The organism is Snodgrassella gandavensis (assembly GCF_914768025.1).
Lineage (GTDB): Bacteria > Pseudomonadota > Gammaproteobacteria > Burkholderiales > Neisseriaceae > Snodgrassella > Snodgrassella gandavensis.
This window is the reverse complement of record NZ_CAJZCE010000003.1, coordinates 129007-141061: the sequence shown is the minus strand read 5'-3', so window position 1 is coordinate 141061 and position 12055 is coordinate 129007. Positions and strand designations below refer to the sequence as shown.

Here is a 12055-nt window from a genome sequence, read left to right as displayed (position 1 = left end):
CCTCTCCGCGCTTTAATGGCATAAATTAACACTTTTTAACTATAATATAGCGTTAATTTTTAACTATGGCAAGCATATGATGTATTGATTTATATGGCTAAATTAATACATGAAAATAGTAATCTAGTTGTTTAAATATATTATTGGCTATTTTAATTAAATGGCTATGTTTTAGATTAATGTGCTTAAAACTTGCTATTTTATTCATGACTATAACATTGTTGGTGAATGAGTTTTGAATATTTAATTGTGAGTTAATTACTTTATTATGCTGATGAATATAATCCAGAATACGGTTATTGTTTTCGATAAAGCCTTGAACAATTTCCAGATGATCCAGCAGGCTTTTATTATGTTTATAAATATCAATCAGTGCATCGGCAAAATAGCCATGTTCAACTGCTTTATGCATGTAATGCAAAAATCTTGAAGTATAAAAGGGTATAGACAATACTAAACTGTATATCTGGAGCTTAATGAGTGTTGATTTGGTAAGGTAAAGGGCTATCTGTAATATACATAACAGGCTGCATAGTAAAGCATGAATATAAAATATGCCGGTTTGGATCAGGCTAATGCTATTATCAGAAAAATATAAATGGTATGTTTAATCTGATCAAGCATGATTAAAGGAAAATGATGGCCAAGAGAAAAGAAATTCTAGATTGGTGTGCTCAGCAGCTTGCTATAGCCCAGTTTCGTGATTTTAGCCCGAATGGATTGCAGGTAGAGGGCAGGGATGAGGTTAATAGTATTGTTTGTGCGGTAACGGCCAGTCAGGCTGCTATTGATTTTGCTGTAGCGCAGCAGGCTGATATGTTGCTGGTACATCATGGTATGTTCTGGAAAAATGAAGTCGCAGCGATTACTGGCTGGAAAAAACGCCGTATTCAGACATTGTTAGGTAATGACATCAATCTGGTTGGCTACCATCTGCCACTGGATGCGCATCAGCAATGGGGCAATAATGTGCAGCTGGCACGGCGTTTGGGTTGGCAGATTGATGGTTGTGGCGGGGAGCAGAATCTGGTGCAGTATGGTACATTGGCGCATCCGCAATCTGCGCTTGAGCTGGCAGGGCAACTTGAGCTTAGTCTTGGCCGGGTGCCGATGCTTTTATGTGCCGATGCGCAGCAGCCGGTACGTAGGCTGGCATGGTGCACTGGTGGTGGTCAGGGCTTTTTTCAGTATGCGATTGATGCCGGCGTGGATGCGTTTATTACGGGTGAGGTTTCTGAACCACAATATCATCTGGCACAGGAATGCGGGGTGGTGTTTATTGCTGCAGGGCATCATGCCACGGAGCGCTACGGTATACAGGCACTTGCTTTTGCTGTGGCCGAGCAGTTTGGCATCAGGCAACAGTTTTTTGATGAACTCAATCCGGCTTAAGCCGTCATTGTATGAATAATTATTATAATTATCAGGAAAAATTTTTAATAAACATAAGTTTAAGCTATTTTTCTGGTAAAAATAGAGTCATTTGTCTATAATTGGGTAATTTAGACACTACACTGTATTGATATTATACAGTAATCTTGGGAAATTGATTATGATGACATTATATGCGGGTATGACTTGCCCGTTTAGTCAGCGTTGCAGCTTTGTCCTGTATGAAAAAGGCATGGATTTTGAAATCAAGGATGTAGACGTTTACAACAAGCCAGAAGACTTGGCTATAATGAATCCATATAATCAGGTGCCTGTACTGGTTGAACGTGACCTGATTCTATATGAATCCAATATTATTAACGAGTATATTGATGAACGTTTTCCTCATCCGCAGTTGATGCCGGCTGACCCGATTATGCGTGGCCGTGGCCGTCTGGTACTGTATCGTCTGGAAAAGGAATTGTTCAGTCATGTTCTGGTGCTGGAAAATCCTGAATCCAGTAATAAGGATATGAATAAAGCCCGCGAAGCGATTACTCAAGGCTTAACTATGCTGGCACCGGCATTCAGTAAAAATAAATACATCATTGGTGATGATTTCTCTATGATTGATGTGGCTCTGGCTCCGCTCTTATGGCGTTTGGACCACTATGATATTAAGCTGCCGAAATCAACTGCACCTTTGCTGAAATATGCTGAACGTATTTTCCAGCGTGAGGCGTTTATTGATGCATTAACGCCTGCAGAAAAGGCAATGCGCCGTTAAACAATCTTGATAAGGGGAGAAGGCAATGAGCAAGCTAAGTACCAAACCGTATATTTTGCGTGCATTATATCAATGGGCGCTGGACAGTGGTTATACGCCGCACATTGTTGCGTGGGTAAATGATAAAACCTGCGTGCCCCGTCAGTATGTACGTGATAATGAGATTGTACTCAATATCGGAGCGGCTGCCGCGCACAATCTGAATATTGATAATGAGTGGGTTAATTTTGCTGCCCGTTTTAATGGTGTATCTCATGATATCTGGATTCCGGTTGGCCATGTCATCACTCTTTTTGCCCGAGAAACCGGTGAGGGCATGGGTTTTGAGGTGGAGCCGCTTATTGATGATGATGCGCCGCCGATAACTGAAGCCGATAAAGCAGCAGAATCTGAGAATGCCGCAGAGAGTAAATCCGTGGAATATAAGGGTAAATCTGGTGGCAAAAAGGGACTGAAAATTGTCAAATAGCTGATTTTTCTCGGGTAGGTTTTATTCCTGAGGCGCGGGGAAATTATATAAAAAGGGCTGAAATCTGCTGATTTTAGTCCTTTTTTATATGTGATTTGGTCGTTATGGCTAATAGCTGTTTTACGGGGTTTCTGTAAAGTGGGTTGCAAGTGATTATGGCTGTGGGAGGCATTGTTTAAGCTAAATTTTATTTATAAGATTAATTATAGGGTGTGTTTCTGATGGCTAAGTATCAATTTTATCTATATGCATTTTAATGTAAAATTACTATAAGGGAGTTAATGTTTATACAGGCAGATATTTTATGCTGGTGTATGTGTATATCAGACGGGTATGCACTCTTAAGATATTTTTTAAGCTATTTTTAATCGTATTTATGCTAAAAATAGTGCTTCATTCTGAATGATGATATAAGTTAAAATAGTGCTGTTAAGCTATTAATCATTACAATAATATTTGTTATCTTTACATTTGCTGGAGTTTGAATATATGAACCAAACTACTGAATCTGCAACAGCCGGTAATGAATTAAGGGTGCAGCTAGCACAGAAGGAACAAAAATTTAAAAGGGTAAAATTCTATTTCAATGTTATTTTTGTCTTGTGTTTTCTGGTATTTGCCTTAGGTTTGCTGTGGATGAATGTAATGGCAATTGCCAGTTCATTTATCACGGCCATGATGTTTGGTATGGCCTATCTGGGGGTGATTATGATATTTGAAGAAGATATCAATGAAATAAAAATTAAGCTGGAAAAAACAGTATCTGTATCGGTATGATTTGCCGGTATATTTGGAGAAAGCAGCTTTTGTACCAAGCTGCTTTTGTAGATTGATGTATCAATTTTGCTGTGGCTGACAGAGGGTAATCAGATTCACTATTTGTTCTGGTGCGCGCTGTTTTCTGTGGCTGCCTGTTGTAAGTGCTGTTTGCTGCGATACAGATAAGCTAGCATGCTGCTACAGCCAATCAGGCACCACAGCATGTCTTGCTGTGTGTCCCACACATCGCCCTGTGTTCCAAGAAAAGTAAGTGCTTGCTGATTACTGATTTCGGCTACCAGCCATTCAAACAGCTCATAGATGGCACTAATGGCCATACAGATACAGCCGCTTAAAAAAACTACCCAGCCGCGGCGGCGCACAATCTGTAAGCGCCAGAGTAATTCGCTGGCGATGATGGCCGGTGAGAAACCCTGAAAAAAATGCCCGAGTTTGTCGTAATTATTGCGTGACCAGTCAAATAAGCTGCGCAGGTAATTGAAAACCGGTTCTTCAGCATAAGTGTAATGTCCGCCAATAAGCAGTACGATTGCATGAATTAATACTACCCAGTACAGCAGGTTACTGAAGCGAAAACGTGTATATGTGTATGTCAGTATCGCTACGCCCATTATTGCGGGAAAAACTTCCAGACACCAGGTTGGATAGTCATGTGGCCGATAAGCAGACCAAAGTAATACTATTATAAAAATTATCAATTGCAGAATATGGGTTTTCATGGGATACCTCTGCTGCAAGTGCTCGGTAGCAGTGTCGGGTTGATATGGATAAAAGGAAAACAATCTCTGCTGGTTTTAATAAACAGTATCAATAAAAATAATGTGTAATCGGTTTTTGGATTAAGTCTGTATGTTAGTCTGAATAAATTGTTCAGGCAAATTAGGCTGGATGGCTGGAAAAGGGCTTTTTTAATTTTGCTATTACTAAGCTATCTCTGTATTTGTAGCGGTATGTCTGCTTATGTGAGGTTGTCGTTGCCGGCACTAAAATGTTATTTAGCGGCTTTTTTGCGGGAATATTAGCTATTTGTTTAAAGTGAATTTATAAACATTTGTTTTTTGTGTTAAATAAAAACTATGGGTTGTATAAAATCATTTGATTATATTTATGATGTGAACTTGTGTACTATACATGCATTACTTAATTCAACCTGTTACATTCAAGGAGATACTTCATGGTTGCCAACGTTAATACTGAAATCAAACCATTCAATACTACTGCTTTTCATGATGGTAAATTTGTAGACATCAGCGATGCTGACGTTAAAGGTAAATGGTCTGTATTCTTTTTCTATCCAGCCGACTTCACTTTTGTTTGTCCTACTGAATTAGGTGATCTGGCTGACCACTACGAAGAATTGCAAAAGCTGGGTGTGGAAGTTTACTCTGTATCTACAGATACCCATTTCACTCATAAAGCTTGGCACGATGCTTCAGAAACCATTGCTAAAATCAAATATTTTATGCTGGGTGACCGCAATGCCACGCTGGCTACCAATTTTGGTGTGCTGCGTGAAGGTCAGGGCTCTGCTGACCGTGCTACCTTTTTGGTTGACCCGCAAGGCATTATCCAGAGCGTGGAAGTAACAGCCGAAGGTATCGGCCGTGAAGCTGCTGATCTGGTACGTAAAGTTAAAGCTGCACAATATGTGGCCTCTCATCCGGGTGAAGTTTGCCCAGCTAAATGGAAAGAAGGCGACAAAACTCTGGCTCCTTCTCTTGAGCTGGTTGGTAAAATCTAATAACACTTAAACACACACATCACTATTTTTGCTGTTAAATAACAGCCATTCAGCCCGGATACCGGCTGCGGTATCCGGGCTTTTTAGTAAGATAAAAATACAGGCTATCAAAAATAGAATATCGATTGTTAATATTAATGTAACGGAGCTGTAATATGTTAGACGACACCCTGAAAAGCCAATTAAAAGCTTATTTGGAATATGTAACCAGACCGGTTGAAATCATTGCTACGCTTAACGATAGTGCAGGTGCTCGCGACATGTTGGCACTGTTACAGGAAGTGGAAGCGCTGAGTGATAAAGTTAGCCTGCGGACTGATGGCCAGTCTGAGCGTAAACCTTCTTTTGAAATTACCAATCCTGGTATGCATACTGGTCTGGTTTTTGCCGGTAATCCGATGGGGCATGAATTCAGCTCACTGGTGCTGGCTTTACTACAGGCGGGTGGCCACCCCTCCAAAGAGGCGGAATCTTTACAGCAACAGATAAAGAATCTGCAAGGTAGTTTTCATTTTGAAACCTATTATTCTATTACCTGTCATAATTGCCCGGATGTGATTCAGGCATTAAATCTGATGGCTATTCTTAATCCGAATATTAGCCATACTGCTATTGATGGTGCTCTGTTTCAGGACGAAGTTGAAGCAAAACAGATTATGGGCGTACCGGCAGTGTTTCTGAATGGCGAGCCTTTTGGTCAGGGACGGATGGAGTTGGCTGAAATTGTAGCAAAACTGGACAGCAATGCTGCTAATGATGCCGTTGAGGCGCTGAATGCAAAAGAACCTTTTGATGTACTGGTTGTAGGTGGAGGGCCCGCCGGTGCAGCAGCAGCGGTGTATGCCGCGCGTAAAGGAATCCGTACCGGTATTATAGCCGAACGCTTTGGCGGGCAGGTACTGGATACGATGGATATTGAAAATTACATTTCAGTTTTGCGTACCGATGGCCCGCGTTTTGCCCGTGATCTGGAAAGTCATGTGCGCAGTTATGATGTGGATATTATGAATCTGCAAAAAGTCAGCGCGCTGATTCCAGCTACCAGCAAAGGTGGATTGATTGAGGTGCATACAGAAAGCGGTGCTGTTGTGAAATCGCGTAGTGTGATTCTGTCTACCGGTGCGCGCTGGCGTTCGATGAATGTGCCTGGCGAGCAGGAATATCGCACTAAAGGGGTGACTTATTGCCCGCATTGTGATGGCCCATTATTCAAAGGTAAGGATGTGGCTGTGATTGGCGGGGGCAATTCCGGAGTGGAAGCAGCTATTGATCTGGCCGGCTTGGTTAAAAGTGTTACCTTGTTGGAATTTTCCGATAAATTGCGTGCAGATGAGGTATTGCAGCACAAGCTGCACAGCTTGCCAAATGTAAAGGTTATTCGCAATGCTCAAACGACGGAAGTTACCGGTGCTGATGGCAAGGTCAGTGGCCTGAATTATCTGGATCGGTTAAGTAGTGCAGAACAGCATCTGGCACTGGAAGGAATATTTGTGCAGATTGGTCTGTTACCTAATACCGGCTTTTTGCAGGGCACAGTTGAGTTAACTGAACCAATGCATGAAATTGTGATTGATGCCCATGGTAAAACCAATGTCCCAGGTGTATTTGCTGCCGGTGACTGCACCAATGTACCATACAAGCAGATTATTATTGCCGCAGGTGAGGGTGCTAAAGCAGCATTAAGTGCTTTTGATTATCTGATTCGTACCAGCGCACCTCAATAAGCTTGTTTTAATAACTAGCCCCACAAAGTTTTTGGCTTTGTGGGGCTTTTCATTTCAAGGGTTTGTGGCTGTATTGCTTTAGCGTGATTGTTGCCTGAATATATCTATTTACCTGCATACCTGCATAGAAGCTTAAGCCAGCTTTCCAAAGGTAATCTTAGTTAATTATATAAATAAAAACAGGGCAAAACTGTTTACGGTTTTGCCCTGTTGGGAGACATAGCAGTAGCTGTATCACACAGCCACTGCTATGAGTATGGTTATAACCAAGTGTATTTATAGCCCAGTGTGCCTTTGAAACCTTTGTGTTTATCACTGCCAAAGTTTTTCTCATAACGCACATCGCCATAGAAATGGCTTTGACGGGTTATCGGTAGCTGGATACCTACACCCACTTCCCCCCAGGTTTTGGCATATTCTTCTTTCAGGCTGTCGCGGCCGATATCAACAGATTTCGGATTGATAAAGTTATGCCAGATATTGGTAATACCATAGAAGGATGCAGGCGGTAAACTATCAGTTGTAGCACCATTGTAGCCAAAACGCATACCCACACGGCCGCGCAGGGCAGATGGATTATGCTGATCAATGTGGCGAATTCCGTCATTGAAATTGTCCAGAGACAGATACTGGTATACTAATTGAGCCTGTGGTTCGACAAACCAGTTATTTCCATAAACGGTGAAAGATTTACCGGCTTCGGCTGACACTGCGGCGCTCCAGCCGTTCTGATGTACGGATTCATTGGTACGGGCATTGTATTTATTGCGCAGATAGGTTACCTGACCAACCAAATCAACATAGCCGCCATTATTGCCATAGAATGTGCCATAACCGCCAACGCTTACTGCATCAGTACGGCCTTTACCGGTGTAATGGTCGTCAACAATATAGCCATTTTCAGCGCGATACTGATCGCGGAAGTCATTTTCATTGTGCCCATAGGCCACATAGCCACCAATATGCCGGCGAGTTCCGGTTTTATTGTTTTCATCCAGAATAAAATCGTGGCCAATCTGGAGTACGGATTGATTACCGGCTGTATCCAGACGTTGTTTGCCATTCTTATCCAGATGTTTCACCACAATTCTACCCCATGTCTGCTGCTGTTTATCGTCAAGGGCAGTATTGTTGGCGCCAGTAATGTTGTAAGTCTGATTTTCAGCGCGCCGCTCATATAGTGTGCCAATAGTGGTAAAGCCCAGCTCCATATCTGCTGTAGGCATCTGTACGTAGGCAGATACCGGCTCCGCATAAATCGGTACTTCTTTAGGTGGAGTAGGTTTAGCTGGATCAGTAGGTATTTTAGCTGTTAATGTCCATGCATAATCAGTGCCAGTTCTGCCGTATAAGCTCTGATCTGTTTTCCTGAGCTGAGCTTCACCAGCATTCTTAGTTAGAGACTTACCTGTAAAACCTTGTCCATCGATTTCCCCTTCTACGTGAATAACAGCTTTTGGATGAGTAATATCTATCTCTTTTTGCGTTATGTCTCCGTAGATAATATTTCCTTGGGTCTTTACTGTTGTGAGGCCGGTTACCTTACCTTTAATATTAACGCGGTCAGTATAACCGGTGCCATTTTTACTGATGGAATCATCATTCCAGAGCGTATTAACAACTATCTTGCCGCCACCGGTATAGTCACCTTGTATCGTGATGGTATGGTATTTATTTTCATCATTGATATCAGCTAAAGATATTTTTGAAAATTCAATAGTGCCGGTGTTAATCATCTGTGATAATGTGGAATCTCCGGTATTTATCCATATGCCCTGATTATCCAGATTTATTTTTCCGTTTGCACCGGAATTGTTGGTAGTACCAGTGAAGATTCCTGTATTTGTGGCGGCAATAGAACCTAAGTCAGCATTATTGATAAGATCGCCTTCGAAATTATCATTATTGGTAAATGAAATTTTTCCAGTGCCGTGTATCTCATTGATAATATTTGTATTGTGTAAGGTTTTATTATTGCGTACCGTAATTTCACCGTCACCAGAATTGATAATTTCAGTGTTATCACCGATGCCTGAATTTATTAAGGTAACTTGACCAGACCCCATATTGGCAATTTTACTTTTAAGTAAGCCTTCATTGTTTATGTGTATAGAAGAATCACTATCACCGAGGTTGGCAATATTGCCGGTAGTTGTACCTTGATTAGCCAATATAATCTTACCAGCTTGTGTATTGCTTATCGTACTTTCAAGCGTTTTATCTGCATCATTGGTTACTTCTATTCTAGAAGAGGCTGAATCACTATCATTAATAATATTGCCGGTGCTTGTACCACTATTTTTTAGGGTAATTGCACCAGCACCTGAGTTGGTAATAGTGCCGGTAGTTTTACCGTTATTAGTCAATTCAACCGTACCAGCTTTTATATTACTTATCGTACTTTCAAGCGTTTTACCTGCATCATTGGTTACTTCTATTCTAGAAGAAGTTGAATCACTATTATTAATAATATTGCCGGTGCTTGTACCGCTATTGTTTAGGGTAATTGCACCAGCACCTGAATTGGTAATAGTGCCGGTAGTTTTACCGTTATTAGTCAATTCAACCGTACCAGCTTTTATATTGCTTATCGTACTTTCAAGCGTCTTACCTGCATCATTGGTTACTTCTATTCTAGAAGAGTCTGAATCACTATTATTAATAATATTGCCGGTGCTTGTACCGCTATTGTTTAGGGTAATTGCACCAGCACCTGAGTTGGTAATAGTGCCGGTAGTTTTACCGTTATTAGTCAATTCAACCGTACCAGCTTTTATATTGCTTATCGTACTGCCGAGCGTTGTATCAGCATGATTGGTTACTTCTATTTTAGAAGAGAGTGAATCACTGTTATTAATAATATCGCCGGTTCTTTCACCGCTATTTTCTAAAGTAATTGTACCAGCACCTGTATTGCTAATTTGACCATTAAGTGTTGCTCCATTATTGTTGGCCACACTTATAAGAGAACCTTGCGTGCCTGAGTTGATAATATCGCCGGTGCTTTTACCGCTATTTTTTAGGGTAATTGCACCAGCACCTGAGTTGGTAATAGCACCGGTAGTTTCACCGTTATTTTTTAGGGTAATTGCACCAGTACCTTCGTTGGTAATAGTGCCGGTAGTTTCACCGCTATTGTTTAGGGTAATTGCACCAGCACCTGAGTTGGTAATAGCACCGGTAGTTTCACCGTTATTAGTCAATTCAACCGTACCAGCTTTTATATTGCTTATCGTACTTTTAAGCGTTTTACCTGCATCATTGGTTACTTCTATTCTAGAAGAGGTTGAATCACTATTATTAATAATATTGCCGGTGCTTGTACCGCTATTTTTTAGGGTAATTGCACCAGCACCTTCATTCTGGATAGTGCCTTTTAGTCCAGATGTATTATCAATTATGAAAGTGCCTTGCCCTTTATTAATAATATCGCCGTCTATGGTTCTCTCGTGATCATTGCTATTATTGGGTAGAGAACCCTGCTTATTATTATTAATAGTGATATTACCAGTACTATCCTGTGTACTTGTAATAGCGCCAGATATTTTCTGTGAGTTACTAATTGTAATATCACCCGCTCCTTCATTAGTAATATTACCTTCTATTATTCCATGCTTGTTTTTAATATTCAGAATACCTGCTTTCTCACCGCTAGGTGTATCTGTACTCGTAATGTTGCCTTCTATTGTATAGTGCCCATCAATATTGATGTCAAAATTACTAGAATCATTTTGAATTATCTTACCTGTTGAGGTATGCATACCTTTATAATTAACTTCAGAGTAGACACCTTGAGAGTCATGAAAATGATTCTGCTCTCTGGTTGAGGATGTCGTAATAGTAGAAGTCGAACCAGGAGCAGCAATAACACTGGTGCTAGCTAACGCCAGAGCCACGGCTGCCACTATTTTCAAACCATTACTTTTGCATTTTCCTCGTGCCAGTTCTGAGCAGGCTACCCATGTCTGGGTGGATTCACTCCATTTGGATTTATAGATAGTATTCATTAATTTTCCTTTATCTGTGTAAATATTGAAAAATAAATTTTCAAATATTAATTAAATATTTACTCTATTTAAATTAAGATATATTTTTATTAATAAAGTAATAAATTTATTTAAATGCTATTTTTAATAAAAGTATAATTTTTTTAATAAAAGTATGGTTGCGCTAATCTGGTTGAAAGAGATGAAAAAAAGCCAATATTTTTATATCGAGAATTATGGCTTATGCTATGTGGGTGGTGAGGAGTAATAAAATTATAGCTGTGTTTAAAAGACTTTTAGTATAATACAGATAAGGTGTCATTGAAGAAATTATATAAGTATTAATAAAGGTTTTTGTTATTTGTAGGTGAGTTATTCAGGCTAAATTATATTTAGCTCCTGTACTGGCGGTATCTTTAAGCTATGAATAAAAAAAACAAAATTTATAAATAAGTGTGTTAATTTTGCAACTATAAAGATAAAAAAAGTATTTTATTTTAAAAATTGTTTGGTTATTGCCAATATTTAACAAGTTTATTGATGTGTTATGAAATAAATAGAGATTTATTTGAGAGGTATTTAGATCGTTTTTTTATACAGATATCATATATACAAAATGTATATGTTATTTATGTTTTATATAAAGACTCAAGACATTGTGATTATCGATCCTAACCTAAATAGCATGGCTTAAACCATCTTACTGGATTTGTTCGTTTTGTGTATCTATGATGTTAAATTATGTTTTTCCAAAAATTTTTAAATATGAGAATTGTTTTTAAGTAATTAAATGTATGAATTCTGGCCTAATGCGATAAAAACTGAATCAAAAGGCCTTAATGGCCAGATTAAATTTGAGCTAGTACAGCTAAATATTAAAATAACTACTTTCCAATGATAAAATTAATTTTTCTATAATACGTCTATCAATGCTGAAAAATCAATATTTTACATGTATTTGGCATTTATATGTGTAAAAGGAACTTTTTTGTCTTGGTCAATAATGTTAGTTGCAGGTAGTAGTGGTCGGTAAGTTTTATCGCTATTCAAGCTTGGTTGGCTAGCACTTAAATTCTTACATCACTGTCTCACAAATTTTGATAATGTGAACACTAAACTGTAAATACTTCATTTTTGATACACAAATCAAATAGTAAATTGCGCTGCTTGTTTTAGTGTTTTATATTCAATTGGTGT

At 39.4% G+C, this 12055-nt stretch carries 9 protein-coding genes; 6 read left to right on the top strand and 3 right to left on the bottom strand.

All coding sequences use genetic code 11. The annotated features are described in order from the left end of the window. Positions 1–97: 97 nt before the first annotated feature. Entirely contained in the window at positions 98–412 is a 315-nt protein-coding gene (locus MJ764_RS03805; RefSeq protein ID WP_239324771.1) for a hypothetical protein, read from the bottom strand. A gap of 227 nt (positions 413–639) precedes the next feature. On the opposite strand from MJ764_RS03805, the gene MJ764_RS03800 reads away from it, so the two are divergent. The 4 genes from MJ764_RS03800 to MJ764_RS03785 all read left to right on the top strand — a co-directional run bounded on the left by MJ764_RS03800 (position 640) and on the right by MJ764_RS03785 (position 3404). Continuing rightward, the gene (locus MJ764_RS03800) at positions 640–1392 is read left to right on the top strand and encodes a Nif3-like dinuclear metal center hexameric protein (protein ID WP_239324923.1); all 753 of its coding nucleotides are present in this window, start codon (positions 640–642) and stop codon (positions 1390–1392) included. Positions 1393–1552: 160 nt separating this feature from the next. Continuing rightward, on the top strand, positions 1553–2158 hold the full coding sequence (locus tag MJ764_RS03795; RefSeq protein ID WP_100091026.1) for a glutathione S-transferase N-terminal domain-containing protein: 606 nt from the start codon (positions 1553–1555) through the stop codon (positions 2156–2158). Positions 2159–2183: 25 nt separating this feature from the next. Continuing rightward, entirely contained in the window at positions 2184–2627 is a 444-nt protein-coding gene (locus tag MJ764_RS03790; RefSeq protein WP_239324764.1) for a ClpXP protease specificity-enhancing factor, read from the top strand. Between the two features lie 489 nt (positions 2628–3116). Further along, positions 3117–3404, top strand: coding sequence for a hypothetical protein (locus tag MJ764_RS03785; RefSeq protein ID WP_239324763.1), 288 nt, complete (start codon positions 3117–3119; stop codon positions 3402–3404). A gap of 98 nt (positions 3405–3502) precedes the next feature. Here MJ764_RS03785 and MJ764_RS03780 read toward each other — a convergent pair whose 3' ends face one another. Then, positions 3503–4126: a DUF2238 domain-containing protein gene (locus MJ764_RS03780; protein WP_239324762.1), complete on the bottom strand. Its 624-nt coding sequence runs from the start codon at positions 4124–4126 to the stop codon at positions 3503–3505. Between the two features lie 455 nt (positions 4127–4581). Here MJ764_RS03780 and ahpC point away from each other — a divergent pair, with 455 nt between their 5' ends. Together ahpC and ahpF are read left to right on the top strand one after the other, a co-directional pair. Then, the gene (gene ahpC, locus MJ764_RS03775; protein ID WP_239324761.1) at positions 4582–5148 is read left to right on the top strand and encodes an alkyl hydroperoxide reductase subunit C; all 567 of its coding nucleotides are present in this window, start codon (positions 4582–4584) and stop codon (positions 5146–5148) included. A gap of 155 nt (positions 5149–5303) precedes the next feature. Beyond that, positions 5304–6872 carry an alkyl hydroperoxide reductase subunit F gene (gene ahpF / locus MJ764_RS03770; protein ID WP_239324760.1) on the top strand — a complete coding sequence of 523 codons (1569 nt, stop codon included), beginning with the start codon at positions 5304–5306 and terminating at the stop codon, positions 6870–6872. A gap of 260 nt (positions 6873–7132) precedes the next feature. Here ahpF and MJ764_RS03765 read toward each other — a convergent pair whose 3' ends face one another. Beyond that, positions 7133–10879: an autotransporter outer membrane beta-barrel domain-containing protein gene (locus MJ764_RS03765; RefSeq protein WP_239324759.1), complete on the bottom strand. Its 3747-nt coding sequence runs from the start codon at positions 10877–10879 to the stop codon at positions 7133–7135. Positions 10880–12055 lie beyond the last annotated feature (1176 nt).

What these genes read in the sequence shown, in the direction of transcription:
- MJ764_RS03805 (WP_239324771.1), bottom strand. Translation starts at nt 412, where the DNA reads ATGCATAAAGCAGTTGAACATGGCTATTTTGCCGATGCACTGATTGAT.
- MJ764_RS03800 (WP_239324923.1), top strand. Translation starts at nt 640, where the DNA reads ATGGCCAAGAGAAAAGAAATTCTAGATTGGTGTGCTCAGCAGCTTGCT.
- MJ764_RS03795 (WP_100091026.1), top strand. Translation starts at nt 1,553, where the DNA reads ATGATGACATTATATGCGGGTATGACTTGCCCGTTTAGTCAGCGTTGC.
- MJ764_RS03790 (WP_239324764.1), top strand. Translation starts at nt 2,184, where the DNA reads ATGAGCAAGCTAAGTACCAAACCGTATATTTTGCGTGCATTATATCAA.
- MJ764_RS03785 (WP_239324763.1), top strand. Translation starts at nt 3,117, where the DNA reads ATGAACCAAACTACTGAATCTGCAACAGCCGGTAATGAATTAAGGGTG.
- MJ764_RS03780 (WP_239324762.1), bottom strand. Translation starts at nt 4,126, where the DNA reads ATGAAAACCCATATTCTGCAATTGATAATTTTTATAATAGTATTACTT.
- ahpC (WP_239324761.1), top strand. Translation starts at nt 4,582, where the DNA reads ATGGTTGCCAACGTTAATACTGAAATCAAACCATTCAATACTACTGCT.
- ahpF (WP_239324760.1), top strand. Translation starts at nt 5,304, where the DNA reads ATGTTAGACGACACCCTGAAAAGCCAATTAAAAGCTTATTTGGAATAT.
- MJ764_RS03765 (WP_239324759.1), bottom strand. Translation starts at nt 10,879, where the DNA reads ATGAATACTATCTATAAATCCAAATGGAGTGAATCCACCCAGACATGG.